The following is a 24440-nucleotide window of genomic DNA, read 5'->3' as shown; positions in this document are numbered from 1 at the left end:
GTGATGACTGCCGACGACCGTATCAAACTCGAACCGAGCTGGAAACACGCCCTGCGCGAAGAGTTCGAGCAACCGTACATGACCGAGCTGCGTGAGTTCCTGCGCCAGGAACATGCGGCGGGCAAGGAAATCTACCCGCCGGGCCCGCTGATCTTCAATGCGCTCAACTCCACGCCGCTGGACAAGGTCAAGGTGGTGATCCTCGGCCAGGACCCGTACCACGGCCCCGGCCAGGCCCATGGCCTGTGCTTCTCGGTACAACCGGGCGTGCCGACACCGCCGTCCCTGGTCAATATCTATAAAGAGCTCAAGCGCGACCTCAATATCGACATCCCCAGCCACGGCTGCCTGCAAAGCTGGGCCGACCAAGGTGTATTGATGCTCAACACCACCATGACCGTGGAGCGCGCGAATGCCAACGCCCATGCGGGCAAGGGCTGGCAGTTCTTCACCGACCGGGTGATCGAGTTGGTCAGCGAGCATCAGCCGCACCTGGTGTTCCTGCTGTGGGGCGCCCATGCCCAGGGCAAGCAAAAGCTGATCGACGCGACCAAACACCTGGTGCTGACCTCGGTGCATCCGTCACCGTTATCGGCTTATCGCGGGTTTTTGGGGTGTGGGCATTTCAGCCGGACGAACAAGTTTCTTGAGCAGAACGGCGAGACGCCGATCGAGTGGCGAGTGCCGCCGCTCTGATGTTCAACACCTGAGGAAGTGGGAGCGAGCAAGCCCGCTCCCACATTAGGCTGGTACCCGGTTCTAGAGGGTGCCCGGCTGGCGGTTCCAATGGCGGAATAACGGCTCCGCGAGGAACAACACAAACAACAGCCGCATCACCTGCATCGCCGTCACCAACGGCACCGACAGTTGCAAGGTTTCCGCCGTCAGACTCATCTCTGCAATTCCTCCTGGCATCATCCCCAGGGTCAGCGAACGCAAATCCAACTGCGTCAACGCACTCAGGCCTACCGCCGCCAGGGTGGCGATCAACATGGTCAGCAGCGTGCCGATCACCGTACGTCCCATGAACGACGGTGCCCGGCGGAAGAACTGCCGGTTGAAGTGGCAGCCCAGGCCGCTGCCGATCAACCATTGGCCGATCTGGCTGCCACCATCGGGCAGGCCGATGTGCAAATCCCAGGTGATGCTGGCGATGGCACTGACCAGCAACGGCCCGAACAACCAGGGGTTGGGTTGGCGCAGGCGCTGCCAGCCCCAGGCCACCAGGGCGCCGATCGGAAACAGCAAGGCCAGCCAGGCCCAATCCACGGGCGCCGGGTGAAACTGTGGCGCACCGCCGCCCAGCAAATACTTGAAGATCGCCGGCACGCACAGCACCACCAGCAACACCCGCAGACTCTGGCCAGCCGCCACGCGACTGAGCACCGCGCCATTGCGCGCGCCGAGGTTGACCATCTCCCCGGACCCGCCCGGCATGCTTGAGAAAAACGCCGTGGCGCGATCCTCACCGCTGCGGCGCATCAACCACACGCCGACAATGCTCGACAGGCTGGTGACCAGCGCGCCGAAGAAGATCAGGCCAAAGTGGCTCATCACCTGCTCGATCACCACCGGGGTGAAGTGCAGGCCGATGCCGATGCCCACCACCCATTGGCCGCATTTGCGCCCTCCGGGAATCTCGGCCAACTGCCAGGGTGTGAGGCAACGCACCAGGATGATCGCCAGCAGCGAGCCGACCATATACGGCAAAGGCCAGCCGATCAGGCTGGCCAGGTAACCGCCGGCCAGGCCGACCAGCGGTGTTCCCCACCATTGTTTAAAGGTGACTTCAGACATCGGCCACGGCGCGACGCTGCAGGGCCCGTTTGCGGTAGATGCGGATCAGCGGGAAGGCCAGCATCAATGCCGTCAGCACCCAGACACCAAAGGTGATCGGGCTCGACCAGAGGATCTGCAGGTCACCGTTGGAGATCGACAGCGCCCGGCGCAGGTTCTGCTCCATCAGGCCGCCGAGGATAAAGCCCAGCAACACCGGCGACAGCGGGAAGTCCAGCTTGCGCAGGATGTAGCCGAAGATACCGATGCCCACCATCAGGAACAGGTCGAAAGTGGTGGCGTGCACCGCGTACACACCAATCGCGGTGATGATGGCGATCACCGGCACCAGCGCCCAGTTCGGCACGGCAAGGATGCGGGTGAAGATGCGGATCATCGGGATGTTGAGGATCACCAGCATGATGTTGGCGATAAACAACGAGGCGATCAGGCCCCAGACGATATCCGGTTGCTGTTGGAACAACAGTGGGCCCGGCGTGATGTTGTACAGCGACAGCGCGCCGATCATCACGGCGGTGGTGCCCGAACCGGGTACGCCGAGGGTCAGCATGGGGACCAGGGCGCCGCAGGCGGAAGCGCCGATGGCGGTTTCCGGCGCTGCCAGGCCGCGCATGTCGCCCTGGCCGAATTTACCGCTGGCACCGGCCAGGCGTTTCTCGGTCATGTAGGCCACAGCTGACGCCAAGGTGGCGCCCGCACCGGGCAGTACGCCCATGATGAAACCCAGCAGGCCGCAACGGATATTGACGACGAATACCGAAGACGCTTCCTTCAGGTTAAACATCATCCGCCCGGTGGCCTTGACCGCTTCCTGGCCGCGGTGGGTTTTTTCCAGCAGCAACAGGATCTCGCTGATGGAGAACAGGCCCAGGACCAGCACTACAAACTGGATGCCGTCGGTCAGGTGAATGTTGTCCCCGGTAAAACGGTACACGCCGCTGTTGGCGTCGATACCGACTGCCGAGAGAAACAAGCCGATCAGCGCGGCCACAAACGTCTTCAGCGGTTTGTCACCGGCCATGCCGCCCAGGCAGACAATGGCAAATACCATCAGGACGAAATATTCCGCCGGGCCGAAGGCAATCGCCCATTTGGCCAGCAGCGGGGCAAACAGCACCATGCCGCAGGTGGCGATAAACGCGCCGATAAACGAACTCCATGCCGACAACGACAGCGCCACGCCGGCCAGGCCTTTGCGGGCCATTGGGTAGCCGTCGAGGGTGGTCATTACGGTGGAGGCTTCGCCGGGGATGTTCAGCAGGATCGAGCTGATACGCCCGCCATATTCACAGCCCAGGTACACGGCTGCCAGCAGGATCAGCGCCGATTCCGGCGGCAGGCCCAGGGCGAAGGCGATGGGGATCAACAACGCCACGCCGTTGATCGGGCCCAGGCCCGGCAACAGGCCGACCACGGTGCCGATCAGGGTGCCGCACAGTGCGGTCACCAGGTTGTAGGGGCTCAGCGCGACGCCGAAACCCTGGCCCAAATAGCCAAAAGTATCCATATCAGTTCTCCAGAACGTCGAGCAGGCCGAGGGGCAGCGGAACATCCATGGCTTTATCGAAGAGCAGATAAAGGCCGATGGCCATCAGGCTGACGATCACCACGCTGGGCATCCAGCGGCCGCCATACAGGCGCGCCATGGGGATGCCGATCAGCATGCTGCTGAGAATGAAACCCAAGGGTTCGAAGGTGCCGGCGAACACGATCAGCAGTGCCACGCAGATGCCGATCTTGACCAGGGTCTGGCGGTCCAGCGCGGGTTCTTCTTCGGTGTGCTTGGTCGGCTGCGGGCGAATCAGCATGTAGATCAATGCCAGGCTCATCAGCCCGAGCATCAACAGTGGGTAGGCCCGAGGTCCCACCGGCTCGTAGGAAAATGACGCCTGGTACGGCCAGGCCATCAGTGCCAGGCAGGCGCAGGCCAGCAGCAACACCGCGGCGAAAATGCGTTGTAAGAGCATAGGAAACTCCTTTGCGACTCTTGTAGGCGCAAGCTGGCTCACGAAGAACGCAAGGACATCGCGTGTATCCAGGCAGCACGCGTCATCGTTGCAGTTTTTCGCGAGCAAGCCCGCTCCCACAGAGGGGCGATTACTGGATCAGGCCGAACTCTTTGGCCAGCACTTTGTAGTCAGCCACTTGTTTCTTCACGTAGGTGTCCAGCTCCGGGCCGGTCAGGGCGAACGGGAACAACTCGCGCTGGTCACGCAGCTTGGCGAACTCTTCGGAGGCCAGCAGTTTGTCGAACGCCTCTTTCCACCAGGCGTAGTCGGCATCGCTGACTTTTGGCCCGAGGTAGAAGCCACGCACCACCGGCCAGACGATGTCGTAGCCTTGCTCTTTGGCGGTCGGAATATTCTTCATTTCCGGCTCGTCCAGGCGCTCTTCAGAGAACACCGCCAGCAGGCGCATGTCGCCGCTGAGGATGTGTGGCATGGAGTCGGAGATGTCGGTACTGCCCACCTGGATATGTCCACCGAGCAGGGCCGTGGCGATTTCACCGCCGCCTTCGAGGGCCACATAACGCAGGTCACGGGGGTTGATTCCGGCAGCCTTGGCGATCAGCGCGGTTTGCATCCAGTCCTGGCTGCCCACGGTGCCGCCGGAACCAATCACCACTTTGCTCGGATCTTTCTTCAGGGCCTGTACCAGGTCATCCAGGCTCTTGTAGGGAGAATCGGCTTTCACCGCAATCGCGCCATAGCTGGTGCCAACCGCCGCCAGCCATTTCACCGCGCTTTCATCAAACCGCCCGAACTTGCCCTGTGCCAGGTTCAGCAGCGAACCGCTGGACCACGCCACCAGCGTGCCGGCATCGGCAGGGCGCTGGGCCACCACGGCGTTGTAGGCCACCGCGCCCACGCCGCCGGGCATGTAGGTCACGCGCATCGGCTTGCTCAGCAGTTTTTCGTTGACCAGTGCGCTTTGCACCAGTTTGCAGGTCAGGTCAAAACCACCGCCGGGGGAGGCCGGTGCGATGCATTCCGGGCGCTTGGGTTCTTCGGCGGCCAGCAGTTGGCCGGCAAACAACATGCAGCCGGCGGCCAGGGCAAATTTACGCAGGGATGAGGACATGGGGAACTCCGTCATTGTTGTTATTGGGGTATGACTTTCAGGGTTACCACAGGGCGACGCTGTAACTGACCAGCACGCGCACTTCGTCTGCGTCCCGGGCCGAGTAGTTGGAGCGGTAGGTGGCATTACGCAGGCGCACGGCCACATCCTTGAGCGTGCCGCTTTGCACTACGTATTTGATCTCGGTGTTGCGTTCCCACTCTTTGCCGGTGTCGCCGTTCTTGAGTTGGATGTTGTCGCCGGACAGGTAGCGGCTCATGAAGCTCAGGCCGGGGATCCCCAGCTTGGCGAAGTCATAGTCATAGCGCGCCTGCCAGGAGCGTTCCTCGGCGCCGGCAAAGTCGTTGATCTGGACAAAGTTGACCAGGTACGGGTCGCTGCCATCCACATACGGGAATGCACTGTCGCCGGACATGTGCTGGTAGCCGGCGCTCAGTTTATGGCCGTTGAGGGCGTAGCTGAAAATGCCGTTGAGGGATTTGTTGTCAATGCTGCCGCCGCGTGCGCTGCCGGTGTCGTCACTGATGGCCAGGCGCAGATCGGTGCCGAAGGTGCCGGGACCCATCGGGGTGGAGGCGACCAGGCCGAGGAAGTGCTGGCGGTACACGTCGTCCAGTTGGGCGAAGTGGTAGCTGGCGGTGGCCTTCTCGGCAAACTTGTAGTCCACGCCGCCGAAGTTGAAGTGCTTGCCGGTGGCCCCGCCGACGAAGCGGCTGTTTTTGTTGTTGAGGGCGATGTCCTCGTAGTTGGTGTCATCGCGGTCCTTGGCCTTGTCCAGGCGCCCGCCGGTGAAGGTCAGGTTCTTGAACTCCTTGGAGGTCAGCAGGCCGCCGTTGAAGGTCTGCGGCAGGATGCGCCCGTCGTTGGGCTTGAGGATTGGCAGCTCGGGGATCAGCGAGCCGATTTTCAGCTCGGTGGCGGAGATTTTCACTTTGCCGGTCAACCCCAGCTTCGAGTACTCGTCAGCGGCGCGGCCATCATCGTGGGTGGGCAGCAGGCCAGTGCCGGTGCGGTCTGGGCTGGAGTCGAGCTTGACCCCGAGCATGCCCAGCGCATCCACGCCAAAACCGACGGTGCCGTCGGTGTAGCCCGATTGCAGGTTGAGCATGAAGCCCTGGGCCCATTCGTCGCGCTTGGATTGTTGCGCGCTGGTACCGTCGCGAAAGTCGCGGTTGAAGTACATGTTGCGGGTTTCCAGGGTCGCGCTACTGTCTTCGAAGAAGGCAGCCTGGCTAAGCGGCGAAAAGCCGGCAAGGGCAGCGGCACTGGCGAGGGCGGTCTGGGTCAGGCGGGAAAAACGAACAGGCGGGCAAGCCTGGGGCTGTGTCGACAGCATCGTGATGCACTCCGTTATTGTTCTTATGGGGCGAAAACGCTTCGAGGCGTTTTTCGGGCGCTATGGGTGAAATAGCTCGGAAGGTGTAACCGTCCGTTTCTGGATGCTAATGGGCGAACCTTTCACTAACCTTTCAGCGTCCTTTCAATGTTTTCGGGCTTCACAGCAGAGGCCGCGGCTGTAAACTGCGCCGCGAGTTGGTAAACAGAGGGCGGCATCGGCCACCCCTTAACGAGGTATGAATCCATGCGTGTCCTGCTCGTCGAAGACCATCTGCAACTGGCCGAAAGTGTGGCCCAGGCGCTCAAGAGCACGGGGTTGACGGTGGACGTGTTGCACGATGGCGTGGCGGCGGACCTGGCCTTGAGCAGCGAGGAATACGCCGTGGCGATTCTCGATGTGGGCCTGCCGCGCATGGATGGTTTCGAGGTACTGGCGCGCCTGCGGGCTCGTGGGAAAAATCTGCCGGTGTTGATGCTCACCGCCCGCAGCGATGTAAAGGATCGGGTGCATGGCCTTAACCTGGGCGCCGACGACTACCTGGCCAAGCCCTTCGAATTGACCGAACTGGAAGCCAGGGTCAAGGCGCTGTTGCGCCGCAGCGTGCTGGGCGGCGAGCGGCAGCAGACCTGTGGTGTGCTGGTGTATGACGTGGAAACCCGGCGTTTCACCCTCGCCGGTGAGCTGCTGACGTTGACCTCCCGCGAGCAGGCCGTGCTCGAAGCGTTGATCGCCCGCCCTGGCCGGGTCATGAGCAAGGAACAACTGGCATCCCAGGTGTTCGGCCTGGACGAGGAAGCGAGCCCCGACGCGATCGAAATCTATGTGCACCGCTTGCGCAAGAAGCTCGATGGCCAGCCGATCGCCATCGTCACCTTCCGCGGCCTTGGCTACCTGCTGGAAGCGCGCGATGCGTAAGCACAGCAGCCTGCGTTGGCGCCTGCTGTGGAACCTGGCACTGCTGTTGGTGGTGCTGATGCTGGCCAGCGGCCTGAGCGCCTACTGGAACGGTCGCGAGGCTGCAGACACCGCCTACGACCGCACCCTGCTGGCCTCGGCACGCACCATCGCCGCCGGCCTGTCCCAGCGCGACGGCACCTTGAGTGCCGATGTGCCCTACGTGGCGCTGGACACATTCGCCTATGACAGTGCCGGGCGGATTTACTACCAGGTCAATGATATTCACCAGAAGCTGATTTCTGGCTACGAACACCTGCCCGGCCCGCCGCCCGGTACGCCGCGCACCGACGATTACCCGGCCTTGGCGCGGTTCTATAACGCCAAGTACCAGGGGCAGAATGTACGGGTGGTGAGCCTGCTCAAGGCGGTGTCGGAGCCGAACATGAACGGCATGGCAGAAATCCGCGTGGCCGAAACCGACGAAGCCCGCGTCAGCATGGCCCGCAGCCTGATGGCCGACACCCTGTTACGCCTGGGAATGCTGGCCATCGGCGCCTTGCTGCTGGTGTGGTTTGCGGTGAGTGCTGCGCTACGCCCGCTGGAGCGTTTGCGCACGGCGGTGGAGGAGCGTCAGCCGGATGACCTGCGGCCGCTGCCGCTGGTTGAAGTGCAACACGAACTCGGGCCGCTGGTGCGGGCGTTGAACCACTTTACCGAGCGCCTGCGCGGGCAGTTCGAGCGCCAGGCACAGTTTATTGCCGACGCATCCCACGAGTTGCGCACTCCGCTGGCCGCCCTCAAGGCCCGGCTGGAATTGGGCCTGCGCGCCGAGGACCCAGCGGTTTGGCGCAGTACCCTGGAAACGGCGGCACAAGGCACGGATCGCTTGACCCACTTGGCCAATCAACTGCTGTCCCTGGCACGCATCGAAAACGGGGCGCGGGCAATTGCCGAAGGTGGCGCGCAGTTGCTCGACCTCAGTCAACTGGCCCGTGAGTTGGGCATGGCCATGGCGCCCCTGGCCCATGCGCGGGGTGTGGCGCTGGCGTTGGAGGCGGATGAGCCGGTGTGGCTGCGCGGCGAGCCGACCTTGCTGAACGAGCTGTTGAGCAACCTGGTGGATAACGCCCTGGCACACACGCCGTCAGGCGGCAATGTGATCCTGCGGGTGACGGCGCCAGCGGTACTGGAAGTGGAAGACGACGGCCCGGGTATTCCGCTGGATGAGCGCGACCGGGTGTTCGAGCGCTTCTATCGGCGTAACCAGCAGGGCGCGGGGTCGGGGCTGGGCTTGGCGATTGTCGGTGAAATCTGCCGCGCGCACCTGGCCCAGATCAGCCTGCATGATGGCGAGCTGAAAGGGCTCAAGGTGCGGGTGAGTTTTATCGCCGGCTGAGAGTGGCCCACCGCTATCGCCGGCAAGCCGGCTCAGTAGAACATCGAGCGCGCTTCGTCCAGCTCGGTACGTACCGCTGCGTTGAGCGGGTCGATGCGCAGTTTCTTGAATGACGGCAAGTTCGACAGCGCAGTGTTGGCCAACGGGTGATGGGTGTTCTTGTGGCAATACAGCACGGCCACTTGCACCAGGTCGACATAATCCAGGCTGGCCGAGTCGCGCTCAAGGTCCTGGTAGTGGGCGGGCACATTCACCAGCATTTCCGGGAAGTCCCAGCCGCGCAAGAGCTTGTCCCCCAGTAGCGGGTGGATGCTATCGATCACATGGTTGAGGCTGACCGGGTCGGAGAGCAGTTCATAGTGATCTTCGGCGTAGGTCAGGATCGGCAGCACGCCGATCTGGTGCACCAGCCCGCCGAGTGCCGCCTGGTCCGGCTTGAGCTGGCTGTGGTTACGGCACAAGGCATAGCAGACGCCGGCCACTTCCAGGCTGCGGCGCCATACTTCACGCATTTTTTGTTCCACGGCTTCTGAGCGGGCGTGGAATATCTGTTCCATCACCAGGCCAATCGCCAGGTTGCTGCTGTAGTTGGTGCCCAGGCGCGTGATGGCGGTATGCAGGTCGGTGACCTCCTGGGAGGCCCGCAACAATGGGCTGTTGACGACCTTGATCAGTCGCGCCGTCAGGGCGGTGTCGCGGCCGATGACTTTGCTCAAATGGCTGATGCTGACTTCGGGGTCTTCGGCGGCCTGACGAATTTTCAGGGCCACTTCCGGTAACGTGGGCAGAACCAGGTCATCGTTATCGATGGCCATCACCAACGCCTGTTGGACTTTTTCCGCCAGTTTGTTCATTCATGCTCTCTAGGGTGTTGCAAAAGGGTACGGCGATTACCGCTGGATCTCGCGATCACGGTCCAGTTGGTAAGGCAGGTCAAGCAACTTGAGGCCCGGGCCTTCCAGCGTACCTAAATGCACGTCGCCACTGTCGGCTGCTTCGGCTTGCAGCACCGCCAGAAGTTCAATCCCTTCGTCGGCCCGCGCAGCGATCACCACTTCGCCGATGGCACTGTTGTGGCTGGGCGCGAACAGTGGCGTACCAGGCTCGGGCAATGCACTGCCGTCCAGGCTCAGGTGGTAGAGGCGGCGCTTGAGCTTGCCCAGGTATTGCATGCGGGCGACGATCTCCTGGCCGGTGTAGCAGCCCTTTTTGAAGCTCACGCCACCGACTGCTTGCAGGTTGAGCATCTGCGGGATGAACAGCTCGCGGGTCTGGGCCATGACCTGGCCGATGCCGGCGCGGATCTGCCCCAGCAGCCAGCTATTGAGGTCGCCTTGGGCGAGTGTTGCGCCCAGTTGGCTGCGCAGGGTATCGGCTTGCGCGGCGGGCGCCCAGAGTTCGGCGCGGCCGGGGGAGACGCGAATGGCGATCAGTTCTGCATGGCGCGCCACACTGTCGGTCTCGGCTGGCAAGTCCAGGCCCAGGCTGGCGATTGCCTGATCGGCGTCGGCCAGGCCGAAGCGGACCCAGGCGGCGCTTTCGTCTGTCAGCTTGGACTTGGAAAACACCGCGTACTTCTTCAAGTCCGCCAGCTGTGGTTCAAGCAGTTCGCTGGCCATGGCCAGCAGCACGCCGTCACCTTGCAGCACGATGCGGAAGCTCGACTGCATGCGCCCCTTTTGGGTGCAGCGCGCGCCGAGGCTGGCGTGGGTGTCGTCGAGGTGGTTGAGGTTGCAGGTCAGTTGCCCCTGGAGGAACTTGGCCGCGTCAGCGCCGCGAACGGCCAGGACGCCTTCGTGGGACAGGGGGCAGAAGAAAGCAGAGTCAGCCATGGGTCATCGCAGTTGGAAAGTCATGGGTGCATCATAGAGGGGCGCCCGGCAAATGGGTAGTTTCATAAGCCCGACCAAAGCCGACTGTTCCGAGGGGCGTGGGCCTGTATACTTGCGCCCTATTTGAGGAGCGCTCCATGGTCGAAGATGTAGAAATCAATCGTCTGTACTGGCACAGCCGTCGCGGCATGCTGGAGTTGGATGTGTTGCTGGTGCCGTTCACCAAAGAGGTGTACGCCACCCTCGATAAGGTGGACCGCGACCTCTACGTCAGGCTGCTGACCTGCGAAGATCAGGATATGTTCGGCTGGTTCATGGAGCGTGCCGAATCAGAAGATCCGGAGCTGCAGCGCATGGTCCGGATGATCCTGGATCGTGTCCAGCCCAAGTAATACCTTCGAATGCCGCTGGCAGGCCTGCGGGCTTCTGCTGGCGGCGTATCTCCTCGCCCAGGTGCTTGCACTCGGTGCGCTGTGCCTGCTGGCTGTGCCTTTATCGATGGCTGCACTCGGTGTGCTGGTGTGCCTGGCCCATGCCGCGTGGGCGCTGCCGCGCCAGGTTCGCTTGACTCACCATTCGTCGGTTCGTGGCCTGCGGCGCAATGCCGACGGCTGGCAACTGTGGAGCGCGGCGCGGGGTTGGCACGCTGTGCAGTTGCGCCCCGACAGCCTGGCGTTGCCGCTGATCGTGGTGCTGCGCTACCGGTTGCCGGGGGAGTGGCGGGTACGCTCGGTGTGTGTGCCGCGCGGTTCGCAGGCCGCCGATGTGCATCGACGCCTGCGCGTGCGCTTGAAGTTCAGCCGCCGTAGGTGGTTGGCACCAGGATAGTGTCGAGGGCTTCGGGCAGCATCTGCGGGTAGTCGAGGGTGTAATGCAGGCCGCGGCTTTCCTTGCGCGCCATGGCCGAGCGGATCATCAGCTCGGCGACCTGGGCCAGGTTGCGCAACTCGATCAGGTCACGGCTGACCTTGTAGTTGCTGTAGAACTCATCGATCTCATCGAGCAGCAATCGAACCCGATGCTGCGCCCGCGCCAAGCGCTTGTTGGTGCGCACAATCCCCACGTAGTCCCACATGAAGCGCCGCAGTTCGTCCCAGTTGTGGGCGATGATCACGTCTTCGTCCGAGTCGGTGACCTGGCTGGCATCCCAGCGGGGCAGGGCGGCCGGCACCGGGATGCGCGGCAGTTGCTCGAGGATGTCGGCAGCGGCGGAACGGGCGTAGACGAAGCATTCGAGCAGTGAGTTGCTGGCCATGCGGTTGGCGCCGTGCAGGCCGGTGAAGCTGGTCTCGCCGATGGCGTACAGGCCAGGCACGTCGGTGCGCCCGTGTTGGTCGACCATCACCCCGCCGCAGGTGTAATGCGCCGCGGGGACCACTGGGATCGGCCCTTTGGTGATATCGATATTGAAGGCCAGGCAGCGCTCGTAGACCGTCGGGAAGTGGGTCTTGATGAAGTCGGCGGGCTTGTGGCTGATGTCCAGGTAGACGCAGTCGATGCCCAGGCGCTTCATTTCGTGGTCGATGGCGCGGGCCACGATATCCCGGGGGGCCAGCTCGGCGCGCGGGTCGAAGCGTTGCATGAAACGTTCACCGTTCGGCAGTTTCAAGTGTGCTCCTTCACCGCGCAGGGCCTCGGTGATCAGGAAGCTCTTGGCCTGGGGGTGATACAGGCAGGTGGGGTGGAACTGGTTGAACTCCAGGTTCGCCACCCGGCAGCCCGAACGCCAGGCCATGGCGATGCCATCCCCGCAGGCGCCATCGGGGTTGCTGGTGTAGAGGTAGACTTTGGCGGCGCCCCCTGAAGCGAGGATGGTAAAGCGTGCGCCGTAGGTATCGACTTCGCCGCTGGCGCGGTTGAGCACGTAGGCCCCGAGGCAGCGCTCGCCTGCCAGGCCCAGGCGTTTTTCGGTGATCAGGTCGACGGCGACCCGTTGTTCGAGCAGTTCGATGTTCGGTCGTTGCCGGGCCTGGGCGAGCAAGGTCTTGAAGATCGCAGCGCCGGTGGCATCGGCGGCATGGATGATGCGCCGGTGACTGTGGCCGCCTTCGCGGGTCAAGTGGAACTCGAAACCACCGTCATCACTGCCGGCATGTTCATCGCGGGTAAATGGAACCCCCTGGTCGATCAGCCATTGGATGGCTTCGCGGCTGTGTTCGACGGTGAAACGTACCGCTTCTTCATTGCACAGGCCGCCGCCGGCGTTGAGGGTGTCTTCAACGTGGGATTGCACCGTGTCGGTGTCATCCAGCACGGCGGCAACCCCGCCCTGGGCCCAGAACGTCGAGCCGTTGGCCAGGTCGCCCTTGCTCAGTACGGCTATGCGCAGATGGCTCGGCAGGGTCAGCGCAAGGCTCAAGCCGGCGGCACCGCTACCAATCACCAGGACATCGTGTTGAAACTGTTGGCTCATTTATGGGATTCCGCAAAAAGCGATCCGAGGGGTGGCGCAAACAGGACGCCTGGATCGGCGAATCAAAGGGTCACACGGCCCACTAGTATATAGAGGGGGCTATCGGCACAATAGCCGGGCATTCGTGGCATTGTGAAACTATGGTGAACGAACTGCACGGCTTTGATGAGGCGGTCCGGTGTCGAGATGGGAACTTTTGCATCACGCCCGACTCCATAACAGGATGCCCGAAAGCTGGGAAAACGTTGGTTTTACTGATTGGCCTGGAACATGGGAGTGTCAGAAAACCGGCGACAAGATTATTCACGCAGCCGGCTATGCCCGCGCTGCGTTTTTCGTGTGTGCCAAAACAGAGCCCACCGGAAACTTGCTTGAAGGGGGAGAACTTTTGCGAAAAGTCCTAGTCTATGTTTGCAAGCCTGATCGTTTAGTTATGCAAGCCTCCTTCAAGTACAACGAGGAGTGTTCATGCTAACCCAGGAAGAGGATCAGCAGCTGGTCGAGCGCGTTCAACGCGGCGACAAGCGCGCATTTGATCTGCTAGTGCTGAAATACCAGCACAAAATTCTCGGGTTGATCGTGCGGTTCGTGCACGACACCCATGAAGCGCAGGACGTTGCACAGGAAGCCTTTATCAAGGCCTACCGTGCACTCGGTAATTTTCGCGGTGACAGTGCGTTTTACACGTGGCTGTATCGCATCGCCATCAACACGGCGAAGAACTATCTGGTGTCTCGCGGACGCCGCCCACCTGATAGTGATGTGAGTTCGGAAGATGCAGAATTCTACGATGGTGATCACGGCCTCAAGGATCTCGAGTCGCCGGAGCGTGCATTGCTGCGCGACGAGATCGAAGGCACTGTCCATCGCACTATTCAGCAACTGCCAGAAGATTTACGTACGGCATTAACTTTACGTGAATTCGATGGTCTGAGTTACGAGGACATTGCGAGCGTCATGCAATGTCCGGTGGGGACCGTACGCTCCCGGATTTTCCGGGCTCGGGAAGCCATCGATAAAGCCCTGCAACCGTTGTTGCAGGAAAACTAAAGACAGCGGCGACAGCCAAGAGAGGAACCGCCATGAGTCGTGATGCCCTGCAGGAATCGCTGTCCGCAGTGATGGATAACGAAGCGGATGAACTGGAACTTCGTCGAGTGCTCAACGCATTTGATGATGCCCAAACCCGTGATACCTGGTCTCGTTACCAAGTCGCTCGGGCGGTGATGCATAAGGATCTACTAATCCCTCGTCTGGATATTGCTGCGGCCGTTTCTGCTGCGCTGGCCGATGAAGCCGTTCCGGCAAAAGCCACCCGCGGTCCTTGGCGTAGCCTCGGTCGCCTGGCGGTCGCTGCCTCGGTGACAGTGGCCGTACTGGCCGGTGTACGCCTGTACAACCAGGACGAAATCGCCGGTGCCGAACTGGCCCAGCAAACCCAGCAGCCGGTCATGGCTGGTCCGCAAGTCAAGGGCCCGGCTGTCCTGGCCGGCTACAAGGAAAGCTCTGACGCGACAGGCCCCATGGCCAACGGCGTGCTTCAAGGGCAATCCGGCTGGCAGGACCAGCGTCTGCCAGGTTACCTGCGCCAGCACGCTCAAGAGTCGGCTGTAAAGGGTACCGAAAGCGCACTGCCATACGCTCGCGCTGCAAGCCTGGAAAACCGCTAGACCGCTAAGGAGCCTTATGCGCGCCATACCGCTCCTTGCGCTTTTGCTCAGTGGCTGGTTTGCAGTACCTGCCCATGCCGATGAAGCCCAGGATTGGCTGAAGCGTCTTGGGCGGGCAGAGCAGCAGCAAAGCTACCAAGGCACGTTTATCTACGAGCGTAACGGTAGTTTCTCTACCCATGACATCTGGCATCGTGTCCAGAATGGCCAGGTTAGCGAACGACTGCTGCAGCTCGATGGCTCGGCCCAGGAAGTTGTCCGGGGCGATGGGCGCACCCAGTGCGTCAGTGGCAGCCTGGTGGCGGGGCTGGGCAGTCTGCCCGGCGCTCCGGCCCAAGTCCTTGATCCACAAAAACTCAGTTCTTTTTACGAACTTGCCGTTATCGGTAAATCGCGTGTGGCTGGTCGCAAGGCGGTGATCGTCTCGTTGGCGCCACGTGATCAATATCGTTACGGGTTCGAGCTGCATCTGGACCGTGAAACCGCGCTGCCGCTCAAGTCATTGCTGATCAATGACAAAGGCCAGTTGCTGGAACGTTTCCAGTTCACTCAACTGAGCACCAAAACCCCGGATGAAAGCGATTTGCAGCCCGGCCAGGACTGCAAGCCACTGTCGGTCGCCAGCAGCAAGGCCGATGAAGTAATAGAGCCCCAGGCCTGGCATCCAAGCTGGCTGCCGCCCGGCTTCCAATTAGCCCGCAGCACCGCGCGCAAGGACTCCCAGACTCAGGTGGTGGTCACCAGCCTGATGTATGAGGACGGGCTGGCGCGCTTTTCGCTGTTCCTCGAGCCCGTCAGTGGCGAAGCCGCGACCGAAAGCCGGGTGCAGTTGGGGCCTACGGTTGCTGTCTCTCGCCGCATGACCACCACTGAGGGCGAGGTCGTGGCCACGGTGGTCGGTGAGATTCCCCTGGGCACCGCCGAACGCATCGCCCTGTCGGTTCGCAGTGGCCCAGCACCCGAAAAGCCGTGAGCCGTTAATCCTATGCTCATCCAGATCGTTCACAGTGATGCAGGAAATGCCTGCTTTGCTGCGCAGAACATGAAATGTCTGGAGAGTATTTTCACTTGCAAAATCTCCTTATGTTTTTTATAGGTCAGAGCTTCTCGGCTCTGGCCTTGCGTTGTTCACGCAATATTGACGTCGCTAGTAGTAGTCTTCGGCGTTTATTGAACCCTGTCGCCCAACCCTGCTCGTCGTAACGGGAGCTGTATGTCGATACCACGTTTGAAATCTTACCTATCCATAGTCGCCACGGTGCTGGTGCTGGGTCAGGCCGTTGCCGCGCAAGCGGCGGAGTTGCCTGACTTCACCCAACTGGTAGAGCAGGCCTCGCCTGCCGTGGTGAATATCAGTACCACCCAGAAGCTGCCGGATCGTAAAGTCTCGAACCAGCAGATGCCTGATCTCGAAGGCCTGCCGCCGATGCTGCGGGAGTTCTTCGAGCGTGGCATGCCCCAGCCCCGTTCGCCCCGTGGCGGTGGTGGTGGCCAGCGCGAAGCCCAATCCCTGGGCTCGGGTTTTATCATTTCGCCTGACGGCTACATCCTGACCAACAATCATGTGATCGCCGACGCGGACGAGATCCTCGTGCGCCTGGCTGATCGTAGTGAACTGAAGGCCAAGTTGGTCGGCACCGATCCACGCTCCGACGTGGCCTTGCTGAAAATCGAAGGCAAGGACCTGCCCGTGCTGAAACTGGGCAAGTCCCAGGACCTGAAGGCCGGGCAGTGGGTGGTAGCCATTGGTTCGCCGTTTGGCTTCGACCACACCGTGACCCAAGGCATCGTCAGTGCCATCGGCCGCAGCCTGCCGAACGAGAACTACGTACCGTTCATCCAGACCGACGTACCGATCAACCCGGGTAACTCCGGTGGTCCGCTGTTCAACCTGGCGGGCGAAGTGGTGGGGATCAACTCGCAGATCTACACCCGTTCCGGCGGTTTCATGGGCGTCTCCTTCGCCATCCCGATTGATGTGGCCATGGACGTTTCCAACCAACTCAAAGCGGGTGGCAAGGTCAGCCGTGGCTGGTTGGGCGTGGTGATCCAGGAAGTGAACAAAGACCTGGCCGAATCCTTTGGCCTGGACAAGCCTGCCGGCGCCCTGGTTGCGCAGATCCAGGACGACGGCCCGGCGGCTAAAGGTGGCTTGCAGGTTGGCGATGTGATCCTGAGCATGAACGGCCAGCCAATTGTCATGTCGGCCGACCTGCCGCATCTGGTCGGTGCACTCAAGGCGGGCAGTAAGGCCAAGCTGGAAGTGATCCGCGAAGGCAAGCGCCAGAACGTCGAGCTGACCGTGGGCGCGATCCCTGAAGAAGGCCAGGAGCTTGGCGCGCTGGGTGGTAAATCGGGTGCAGAGCGCAGCAGCAACCGCCTGGGCATTGCCGTCGTCGAGTTGACCGACGAGCAGAAGAAGAGCTTCGACCTCAAGAGCGGTGTGGTGATCAAGGAAGTCCAGGACGGCCCGGCCGCCCTGATCGGCCTGCAGCCAGGCGACGTGATCACCCACTTGAACAACCAGGCCATCAACTCCACCAAGGAATTCACCGACATCGCCAAGGCGTTGCCGAAGAATCGCTCGGTGTCGATGCGGGTCCTGCGTCAAGGGCGTGCCAGCTTCATCACCTTCAAGCTGGCCGAGTAATCCGCTAGCCGTCGGTCAATAAAAAGCCCCGCTCTTGATAGTCGAGAGCGGGGCTTTTTTGTGGGCGCTGGATTTAGCTCATCATGCCTTTGACGATGCGTTCCTGTTCGATCAGCTCTCGCTGGCGCGCATCAATACGTGACGACAGCGGGAAGTTGCTGCCGGCCCGGCGCTTGGCAAAGTCCAGTTGCTGGATCGCCTGCTGGAAGTCGCCGACCAACGCAAAGTACTCGGCGCGGGCTTGATGCAGGCCGATGATATTGCCGGATAGCCCGCGGGTTTCGGCGACCTGGTACCACACGTCGGGATCGTCGGAGCGCGACTTGAGCAGGCCTTCCAGGGCTTTTTCCGCGTCGGCGGTGCGGTTCTGCTTGAGCAGCAAGTCCACGCGCACCTGGTTCAGCGGGTAGTTGCTGGGGTATTGGGCCAGCATGCGGTCGGTGCGTTGCTGCGCGTCGGGCATGCGATTGTTGGTGATATCCAACTCGATCTGCGCCAGGTTGTAGGTGATGTCGTTGGGCGCCTTGGCCAGCAGCGGCTTGAGGGTTTCCCGTGCCTCGTTGAGCTGGGTGCCCTTGATCTGGGCGATGGCCAGGCCATAACGCGCCACATCGCTCTTCGGGTTCTCATCCAGCTGGGCGCGGAAGCGCTTGGCGGCCAAGCCGGGCGTATCTTCGTAATACAGCTGGACCCTGGCGCGAATCAGTTGATAGCGCAGGCTGTCTTCGGTGCCGCCGGTCTTGGCCTGTTCGGCGCGGTTGCGCGTATCGGCGATCCGCGATTCGGTGACCGGGTGTGTCAGCAGGAATTCTGGAGGCTTGGCATCGAAGCGGTATTGGCGCATCAAGCGCTCGAACATGGTCGGCATCGAGCGCGGGTCGTAGCCGGCCTTGACCATATTGAGGATGCCGATGCGGTCGGCCTCTTGCTCATTCTGCCGGGAGAAGCGCCGCTGCTCCTGGATCGCGGCGGCCTGGCTGCCGGCAATCGCGGCAATCCCGGCATCCCCGGCGCCGGCGGCAGCAGCGATAATCCCGCCGAGCAGCGCGGCCATCATCGGGATCTGCATCCGTTGCTGGGCTTCCACGCCCCGGGCGAAGTGGCGCTGTGACAAGTGCGCCAGTTCGTGGGCCATCACCGAGGCGTACTCGCCTTCGGTCTGGGCATTGAGAAACAGGCCGCCGTTGACCCCGACAATCCCGCCCGGCGCAGCAAATGCGTTGAGCTGAGGGCTGTTGATCAGGATGAACTCCAGGCGCCGGTCATTGACCTGGCTGGTCTCCACCAGTTTGTAGACGCTGGTCTCGACGTAATCCTTGAGTTGCGGGTCATTGAGGACCGAGACCTGGCCGCGCAGAAATGCCAGCCACGCCCGGCCCAGTTGGTGTTCCTGTTGTGGCGAGACAATGGCAGAACTGGCGTCGCCAAGTGACGGCAGGTCGTCGGCGAAGCCTGGAGAGGCAAGCAGGCAAGCCAGCGTCAGCAGGGTAGGGCGCAAAAAAGTCATGCACAAAGCCTTTCGACAAAGACATTACTGTAGCCGGACACTGAGCTCGGGACCAGATATTCTAAGCGCCCCTTGACGCCGCCTGGAGCAAAACCATGACCGCTGCTGTAAACCACGACGCCGAGCTCGATGCCAGCGGCCTCAACTGCCCGTTGCCACTGCTCAAGGCCAAGATGGAACTCAATCGGCTGGCCAGCGGTGCGGTGCTCAAGGTGATCGCCACGGATGCGGGTTCGCAGCGGGACTTCCGCACGTTTGCCAAGCTGGCGGGGCATGCGCTGTTGCACGAGGAGGCCGATAACGGCGTCTATCGTTACTGGTTGCGCAAGGCCTGATGGCCCCATCGCGGGCAAGCCCGGCTCCCGCACTTACCGAGTTGTCTGGTCGAGCACCGAACCCATGTGGGAGCTGGCTTGCCTGCGATAGCTATCTAACTGCCACCAGCCGCATCAAGCCTTGTCCAGTGCCTGTGCCGCGGCCAATACCGCCTCCACATGCCCCGGCACTTTTACGCCACGCCATTCCTGGCGCAGCACGCCTTCCTTGTCGATCAGGAAGGTGCTGCGATCAACGCCCAGGTATTCCTTGCCGTACAACTTCTTCAGCTTGATTACATCAAACAGCTGGCAAACTGCCTCGTCCTTGTCGCTGATCAGCTCAAAGGGGAAAGCTTGCTTGGCCTTGAAGTTCTCGTGGGACTTCACGCTGTCCCGGGACACGCCAAACACTTCGGTGTTGGCGGCCTGGAACGCGGCGTAGTGATCGCGAAACCCCTGGCCTTCGGTGGTGCAGCCCGGGGTGCTGTCTTTAGGGTAAAAGTAGATCACCACTTGCTTGCCCTTGAGGCCGGCAAGGCTGAACGTCTGCCCGCTGGTCGCCGGGGCTTGGAAATCGGCGACCGGTGTGTCGATGACTACCGCCATGAAAAACTTCCTTACATTGGATTCTGTGGGCGCCAGGGCTCGATCAGTGCATCCAGGTTCAGCGCATCGGCGAAATCCAGGAACTGGTCGCGCAACCAACTGATCTGCACGCCGGCCGGCAAGGTCACGGTAAAGGTGGCGTTGAGCATGGTGCCGCCGGTCTGGGGGGCCTGATAGGTGTCGCAGGTCAGGTTTTCCAGCTCGACGTTATGGTCGATAAAGAACTGGCACAGTTCATTAACGATGTCCGAACGGTACGCCGAACTGACATAAGCCACGTACGGTAGCGCCTGGGGACGGTTCTCCAGGGCGGCACTGCGTACCACATTGACGGTGAAATCGTGCTTCTTGGCCAGGGTCGGCAAGCCAGCTTCCAGGCGCGCCAGGGCGTCCCAGCTGCCGGAAATCTGCAGGACCAGCGCGCTGCACTCGCCATGGCGAGTCAGGCGTGAGGTCACGACGGCGCAGCGGTTTTCATGGCTGGCGCGGCACAGGACGTTAGTCAGCTCCATGGGGTTGGCGCCAAGGGCACTGATAACAAGGAATTGTTCGCGGACTGTGGGGGTGGACATGCAGCATTCCTAAAGCGATGAGCGGTCGATACGAACGTGCGGTACCGATCAAAGGATCAAGGGTAGCGAAAAGCGCCGCCAAGGGCTAGGACGTGGCGTTTTCATTGCATATTCAGTGGCAGTTGGCCGTGCTTTGGCCCAATGATGGCATTGCCGGCAACTAAGTTGATCCAGAACGCGTCCTCGGAGGGTACTTCGCTTGTGCAAGCATCTTGGCGCCAGTACCATTACGGCTCTCTTTTTCCGGCAGGAGCGGTTGCATGATTGCGGGCAGTATGGTGGCACTGGTCACACCCATGGATGCACAAGGTAATCTCGACTGGGACAGCCTGGGCAAACTGGTGGACTTTCACCTGCAAGAAGGCACCAACGCCATTGTGGCCGTCGGCACCACGGGTGAATCGGCCACGCTTGATGTGGAAGAACACATCGAGGTGATCGAGTTTGTGGTCAAGCGCGTTGCAGGGCGTATCGCGGTGATTGCCGGTACGGGCGCCAACTCGACGCGCGAAGCGATCGAACTGACCAAGAACGCCAAGAAAGCCGGTGCCGATGCTTGCCTGCTGGTGACGCCGTACTACAACAAGCCGACCCAGGAAGGCTTGTACCAGCACTTCAAGGCCATCGCCGAAGCTGTCGACATCCCGCAGATCCTCTACAACGTGCCAGGTCGCACGGCGTGCGACATGCAGGCCGCGACCGTGATCCGCCTGTCGACCGTGCCGAACATCATCGGTATCAAGGAAGCCACGGGTGACCTGCAGCGCGCCAAGGACATCCTGGCCGGCGTGAGCAGCGACTTCCTGCTGTACTCCGGCGACGACGCCACGGCTGTGGAGCTGATCCTGCTGGGTGGCAAGGGCAATATCTCGGTGACCGCCAACGTGGCCCCGCGAGCCATGAGCGAACTGTGTGCCGCTGCAATCGCCGGTGATGCCGTCAAGGCCCGCGCGATTCACGAAAAGCTGATGCCGCTCAACAAAACCCTGTTTATCGAATCCAACCCTATTCCCGTGAAATGGGCGCTGCACGAGATGGGCCTGATGCCGGACGGTATTCGTCTGCCGCTCACCCAACTCAGCCCAGCCTGTCACGAACCGCTGCGACAGGCCCTGCGCCAGTCCGGCGTCCTGGTTTAATTGAGGAAGCACTACGCATGAAGCGATTGGCCGGACTTTCCGCACTTGCCTTGATTATCTCCAGCACTAGTGGCTGCGGTTGGATCTGGGGCCCGGAAGGCTACTTCCGTGACCGCGGTAGCGATTACCTGGAAGCACAACAAACCGCACCGATGCAATTGCCGCCGGACGTCAACGTCGCCAAGCGCCTTGACCCGTTGCTGCCGATTCCGCGCAATGTGGCCGACGACACCGTCAAGGGCGAGTACGAAGTACCGCGTCCACAGCCGATTTCGGCCCTGGCCGATGCCAGTGACTACAGCCTGCAGAAAAGCGGCGACTCGCGTTGGATCATGGCCCAGCGCCCACCTGCCGAAGTCTGGCCGGTGGCTGTGCAGTTCTTCCAGGACAACGGTTTTCGTATCGACGAGCAACGCCCGCAGACCGGTGAATTCACCACTGCATGGCAGCAGTCGAACGAACTGTCGGCCAACATGGCCAAGCGCCTGCAGGCCGGTGGCGTCGCCGCTGATGGCGAAAGCCGCATCCGCGTACGCATCGAGCCAGGCGTGCAGCGCAACACCAGTGAAGTCTATGTGGTCAGTGCCGAGCGTCCTGCCGGCAGTACCGCCAACGTCGAATTCACCAATCGCTCGGTCAACAGCGGTGTCGATGCTGCGCTGGTCGACGAGATGCTTGCCAGCATGAGCCGTATTTCCGAGAAGGGCGGTTCCGTATCCCTGCTCGCTGCCCGTGATTACGACACCCCTAACCGTGTCAGCCTCACCGAAGACGGTAGCGGCAACGTCGTGCTCAACCTGGGTGAAGACCTGGATCGAGCCTGGGCCAGCGTCGGCCGTGCCCTGGAGCAAGGTCCATGGCGCGTTGAAGACATCAACCGCAGCCTGGGCCTGTACTACATCAACGTGGCTGAAAAGGCCGAGAAGAAAGACGAAGAGCGTGGTTTCTTCAGCAAGTTGTTCGGCAGCGAGCCGACCAAGGAAGAGATCGAGACTCGCGCCGAGCGTTATCAGGTTCGCCTGAGCAAGGTTGGCGACAACGTGCAAGTCACCGTCGAGAAGAACATCAACACCGTAGCGCCTGCAGAAACGGCGCGCAAAGTGTTGGGCGTGATTCAGGACAACCTGGGCTGATCCGATGCGTTTTGCTGTTCTCGGCAGCGGTAGCCAAGGGAACGGCACGCTTGTAGCCCACGACGACACGTACGTCCTGGTGGATTGTGGTTTCTCCCTGCGGGAAACCGAGCGACGCCTGCTGCGCCTGGGGGTTCACCCGGCGCAGTTGAGCGCGATCCTAGTGACCCACGAACATGCCGACCACGTGCATGGCGTGGGTTTGCTGTCTCGGCGCTACAATCTTCCGGTGTACCTGAGTCGCGGCACCTTGCGCGGGATGCGCAAACCCATTGAACCCGCAGGTTTCCTGGCCGGTGGCGAGCAACTGCAGATCGGTGCCTTGAGCATTTCTGTGATTGCCGTGGCGCATGATGCCCACGAGCCCACGCAATATGTATTCAGTGATGGCGAGCGTCGCTTCGGCCTGCTTACCGACCTGGGTTCCTATTGTGCCAAGGTGCTTGAAGGCTATCGGGATCTCGATGCATTGATGATCGAGTCCAATCATTGCCGAGACCTGCTGGCGCGCGGTCACTATCCGTACTTTCTCAAGCAACGGGTTGGCGGCGAACTGGGACATTTGAACAACCACCAGGCGGCGTACCTGGTGTATGAGTTGGGCTGGCAAGACCTGCAACATCTGGTCCTGGCCCACCTGAGCAGCAAGAACAACCTGCCGCAGCTTGCCCGGCAATGTTTTGTCGACACCCTCGGGTGCGACCCGGACTGGCTGCAACTGGCCGATCAAGATTCAGGGCTCGACTGGCGACATATCGCCTAGCCCATCTACTTACCAAGCGGAGCCCATCATGGAAAAACGTGAAGAACTCTACCGCGGCAAAGCCAAGTCGGTTTACAAGACCGACGACGCCAACCGCTTGATCCTGCTGTTTCGCAACGACACCTCGGCGTTCGACGGCAAGCGCATCGAACAGCTCGACCGCAAGGGTATGGTGAACAACAAGTTCAACGCCTTCATCATGCAGAAACTCGAAGCGGCCGGCATCCCGACCCAATTCGATAAACTGCTGGGCGACAACGAATGCCTGGTGAAGAAACTCGACATGATCCCGGTCGAGTGCGTCGTGCGTAACTACGCCGCCGGCAGCCTGGTCAAGCGCCTGGGCGTGGAAGAGGGCCTCAAGCTCAACCCTTACACGTTCGAGCTGTTCCTCAAGGATGATGCCAAGGGCGATCCATTCATCAACGAATCCCACGTGGTGGCATTTGGCTGGGGCACCGCTGAACAACTGGCGCGCATGAAGGAGTTGTCGCTCAAGGTTAACGACGTGCTGAGCAAGCTGTTCGACGACGCCGGGCTGCTGTTGGTGGACTTCAAGCTGGAATTCGGCGTATTCCACGACGGCTCCATCGTCCTGGGCGACGAATTCAGCCCGGACGGCTGCCGCCTGTGGGACAAGGACACCCGTAAGAAGATGGACAAAGACCGCTTCCGCCAGGGCCTCGGTGACGTTATCGAAGCCTACGAAGAAGTCGCCAACCGCCTCGGCGTACCGCTGTAATCGACGCAAGCATCTGATAGCACGGAAAAAAATTGCTTCGGCGCTTTGCTTCCACGAAACAGGCTGTTATGATGCGCGCCGTTGGAGAGATGCCAGAGTGGCCGAATGGGACGGATTCGAAATCCGTTGTACCTTCACCGGTACCTAGGGTTCGAATCCCTATCTCTCCGCCATTATTTGTACTTGAAGGCCCCATTTATGGGGCCTTTTTGCATTCTGCAGGTTCTGTTTCTCCTTTCCGCCTTTATGTGCTGGTTAGGCATCTTATATAAGGCGTTCTATGAAATCTGAGGGGTGTTGGGTCCTTGGAGGCTTTCATAGTGGCGGCCTGGGTTCTTTGCTCTGAAAAAGAATTTCCAGTTTGGGGTTGACCGGGTATTTTAATACTGTAGTATTCGCCTCCCGCTGACGAGAGATCGAAAGCGCAAGTGGTTGAAGTTGTTGAGGAAAATCTCGAAGCTTCTGAAAATAATCACTTGACAGCAAATGAGGCTGCTGTAGAATGCGCGCCTCGGTTGAGACGAAAGATCTTAACCAGCCGCTCTTTAACAACTGAATCAAGCAATTCGTGTGGGTGCTTGTGGAG

25 protein-coding genes, 1 tRNA gene and 1 pseudogene are annotated in these 24440 nt (G+C 61.1%); 15 read left to right on the top strand and 12 right to left on the bottom strand.

Annotated features, from left to right (window positions below):
- The gene (gene ung, locus HBO12_RS18115; protein WP_170042872.1) at positions 1–696 is read left to right on the top strand and encodes a uracil-DNA glycosylase; all 696 of its coding nucleotides are present in this window, start codon (positions 1–3) and stop codon (positions 694–696) included.
- Between the two features lie 63 nt (positions 697–759).
- Here the strand turns inward: ung and HBO12_RS18110 are convergent, their stop codons facing one another.
- From HBO12_RS18110 to HBO12_RS18090, 5 genes are all read right to left on the bottom strand, one after another.
- Positions 760–1797: an AbrB family transcriptional regulator gene (locus tag HBO12_RS18110; RefSeq protein ID WP_169956741.1), complete on the bottom strand. Its 1038-nt coding sequence runs from the start codon at positions 1795–1797 to the stop codon at positions 760–762.
- Positions 1790–3304 carry a tripartite tricarboxylate transporter permease gene (locus HBO12_RS18105; protein ID WP_169956739.1) on the bottom strand — a complete coding sequence of 505 codons (1515 nt, stop codon included), beginning with the start codon at positions 3302–3304 and terminating at the stop codon, positions 1790–1792. The genes HBO12_RS18110 and HBO12_RS18105 overlap by 8 nt, the downstream gene beginning before the upstream one ends.
- Before the next feature lies 1 nt (position 3305).
- Positions 3306–3764, bottom strand: coding sequence for a tripartite tricarboxylate transporter TctB family protein (locus tag HBO12_RS18100; protein WP_170042871.1), 459 nt, complete (start codon positions 3762–3764; stop codon positions 3306–3308).
- Between the two features lie 130 nt (positions 3765–3894).
- On the bottom strand, positions 3895–4878 hold the full coding sequence (locus HBO12_RS18095) for a Bug family tripartite tricarboxylate transporter substrate binding protein (protein ID WP_169956735.1): 984 nt from the start codon (positions 4876–4878) through the stop codon (positions 3895–3897).
- A gap of 43 nt (positions 4879–4921) precedes the next feature.
- Positions 4922–6214 carry an OprD family porin gene (locus tag HBO12_RS18090; RefSeq protein WP_169956733.1) on the bottom strand — a complete coding sequence of 431 codons (1293 nt, stop codon included), beginning with the start codon at positions 6212–6214 and terminating at the stop codon, positions 4922–4924.
- 246 nt (positions 6215–6460) lie between these two features.
- On the opposite strand from HBO12_RS18090, the gene HBO12_RS18085 reads away from it, so the two are divergent.
- Positions 6461–7132, top strand: coding sequence for a response regulator (locus HBO12_RS18085; protein WP_170042870.1), 672 nt, complete (start codon positions 6461–6463; stop codon positions 7130–7132).
- The gene (locus tag HBO12_RS18080) at positions 7125–8510 is read left to right on the top strand and encodes a sensor histidine kinase (RefSeq protein WP_169956729.1); all 1386 of its coding nucleotides are present in this window, start codon (positions 7125–7127) and stop codon (positions 8508–8510) included. The genes HBO12_RS18085 and HBO12_RS18080 overlap by 8 nt, the downstream gene beginning before the upstream one ends.
- 32 nt (positions 8511–8542) lie before the next feature.
- On the opposite strand, the gene HBO12_RS18075 is transcribed toward HBO12_RS18080, so the two are convergent.
- Together HBO12_RS18075 and ygfZ are read right to left on the bottom strand one after the other, a co-directional pair.
- Complete coding sequence (locus HBO12_RS18075) at positions 8543–9364, bottom strand: HDOD domain-containing protein (RefSeq protein WP_169956727.1); 822 nt, start codon at positions 9362–9364, stop codon at positions 8543–8545.
- A 36-nt stretch (positions 9365–9400) separates the two neighbouring features.
- Entirely contained in the window at positions 9401–10342 is a 942-nt protein-coding gene (ygfZ, locus tag HBO12_RS18070; protein ID WP_170042869.1) for a CAF17-like 4Fe-4S cluster assembly/insertion protein YgfZ, read from the bottom strand.
- Between the two features lie 137 nt (positions 10343–10479).
- Here ygfZ and HBO12_RS18065 point away from each other — a divergent pair, with 137 nt between their 5' ends.
- On the top strand, positions 10480–10734 hold the full coding sequence (locus tag HBO12_RS18065; protein ID WP_017736358.1) for an FAD assembly factor SdhE: 255 nt from the start codon (positions 10480–10482) through the stop codon (positions 10732–10734).
- Positions 10718–11170, top strand: a complete 453-nt coding sequence (locus HBO12_RS18060; RefSeq protein WP_169956723.1) for a hypothetical protein — start codon at positions 10718–10720, stop codon at positions 11168–11170. Before HBO12_RS18065 ends, HBO12_RS18060 begins: the two co-directional genes overlap by 17 nt.
- On the opposite strand, the gene nadB is transcribed toward HBO12_RS18060, so the two are convergent.
- Positions 11139–12755: an L-aspartate oxidase gene (nadB, locus tag HBO12_RS18055; RefSeq protein WP_169956721.1), complete on the bottom strand. Its 1617-nt coding sequence runs from the start codon at positions 12753–12755 to the stop codon at positions 11139–11141. The two genes, HBO12_RS18060 and nadB, sit on opposite strands and share 32 nt — an antisense overlap.
- A 468-nt stretch (positions 12756–13223) precedes the next feature.
- Between nadB and rpoE the strand changes: the two genes are divergently transcribed.
- The 4 genes from rpoE (at position 13224) to HBO12_RS18035 (ending at position 17075) form a co-directional block, all read left to right on the top strand.
- Complete coding sequence (gene rpoE / locus HBO12_RS18050) at positions 13224–13805, top strand: RNA polymerase sigma factor RpoE (protein WP_003172477.1); 582 nt, start codon at positions 13224–13226, stop codon at positions 13803–13805.
- Positions 13806–13837: 32 nt separating this feature from the next.
- Positions 13838–14425: a sigma-E factor negative regulatory protein gene (locus HBO12_RS18045; protein ID WP_169956719.1), complete on the top strand. Its 588-nt coding sequence runs from the start codon at positions 13838–13840 to the stop codon at positions 14423–14425.
- 16 nt (positions 14426–14441) lie between these two features.
- Entirely contained in the window at positions 14442–15398 is a 957-nt protein-coding gene (locus HBO12_RS18040) for a MucB/RseB C-terminal domain-containing protein (RefSeq protein WP_169956716.1), read from the top strand.
- A gap of 240 nt (positions 15399–15638) precedes the next feature.
- On the top strand, positions 15639–17075 hold the full coding sequence (locus HBO12_RS18035; protein ID WP_169956714.1) for a DegQ family serine endoprotease: 1437 nt from the start codon (positions 15639–15641) through the stop codon (positions 17073–17075).
- Positions 17076–17148: 73 nt separating this feature from the next.
- Here HBO12_RS18035 and HBO12_RS18030 read toward each other — a convergent pair whose 3' ends face one another.
- Positions 17149–18582 carry a M48 family metalloprotease gene (locus HBO12_RS18030; RefSeq protein WP_029299078.1) on the bottom strand — a complete coding sequence of 478 codons (1434 nt, stop codon included), beginning with the start codon at positions 18580–18582 and terminating at the stop codon, positions 17149–17151.
- A gap of 95 nt (positions 18583–18677) precedes the next feature.
- On the opposite strand from HBO12_RS18030, the gene HBO12_RS18025 reads away from it, so the two are divergent.
- Positions 18678–18917 (top strand): sulfurtransferase TusA family protein, encoded by a 240-nt coding sequence (locus tag HBO12_RS18025; protein ID WP_169956710.1) that lies wholly within the window; start codon positions 18678–18680, stop codon positions 18915–18917.
- Positions 18918–19031: 114 nt separating this feature from the next.
- On the opposite strand, the gene HBO12_RS18020 is transcribed toward HBO12_RS18025, so the two are convergent.
- Together HBO12_RS18020 and HBO12_RS18015 are read right to left on the bottom strand one after the other, a co-directional pair.
- Complete coding sequence (locus HBO12_RS18020; protein WP_169956708.1) at positions 19032–19505, bottom strand: peroxiredoxin; 474 nt, start codon at positions 19503–19505, stop codon at positions 19032–19034.
- A gap of 11 nt (positions 19506–19516) precedes the next feature.
- Positions 19517–20077, bottom strand: coding sequence for a glycine cleavage system transcriptional repressor (locus HBO12_RS18015; protein ID WP_032857877.1), 561 nt, complete (start codon positions 20075–20077; stop codon positions 19517–19519).
- A gap of 260 nt (positions 20078–20337) precedes the next feature.
- Here HBO12_RS18015 and dapA point away from each other — a divergent pair, with 260 nt between their 5' ends.
- The 5 genes from dapA (at position 20338) to HBO12_RS17990 (ending at position 24027) form a co-directional block, all read left to right on the top strand.
- Positions 20338–21216, top strand: coding sequence for a 4-hydroxy-tetrahydrodipicolinate synthase (gene dapA, locus HBO12_RS18010; RefSeq protein WP_169956704.1), 879 nt, complete (start codon positions 20338–20340; stop codon positions 21214–21216).
- Positions 21217–21233: 17 nt separating this feature from the next.
- Positions 21234–22349 carry an outer membrane protein assembly factor BamC gene (bamC, locus tag HBO12_RS18005; RefSeq protein ID WP_169956702.1) on the top strand — a complete coding sequence of 372 codons (1116 nt, stop codon included), beginning with the start codon at positions 21234–21236 and terminating at the stop codon, positions 22347–22349.
- A 4-nt stretch (positions 22350–22353) separates the two neighbouring features.
- Positions 22354–23112, top strand: coding sequence for an MBL fold metallo-hydrolase (locus HBO12_RS18000; RefSeq protein ID WP_170042868.1), 759 nt, complete (start codon positions 22354–22356; stop codon positions 23110–23112).
- A gap of 28 nt (positions 23113–23140) precedes the next feature.
- Entirely contained in the window at positions 23141–23854 is a 714-nt protein-coding gene (purC, locus tag HBO12_RS17995) for a phosphoribosylaminoimidazolesuccinocarboxamide synthase (RefSeq protein WP_003211975.1), read from the top strand.
- An 83-nt stretch (positions 23855–23937) separates the two neighbouring features.
- Positions 23938–24027 (top strand) — tRNA-Ser (locus HBO12_RS17990).
- A 142-nt stretch (positions 24028–24169) separates the two neighbouring features.
- On the opposite strand, the pseudogene HBO12_RS28235 reads toward HBO12_RS17990, so the two are convergent.
- Positions 24170–24440, bottom strand: a pseudogene (locus HBO12_RS28235) (hypothetical protein); the annotation flags it as partial.

Source organism: Pseudomonas sp. WS 5059 (genome assembly GCF_012985525.1).
In the GTDB taxonomy this organism is placed as follows: Bacteria; Pseudomonadota; Gammaproteobacteria; order Pseudomonadales; family Pseudomonadaceae; genus Aquipseudomonas.
The sequence above is the reverse complement of the archived record's forward strand: the minus strand, read 5'-3'. Positions and strand labels throughout refer to the sequence as shown.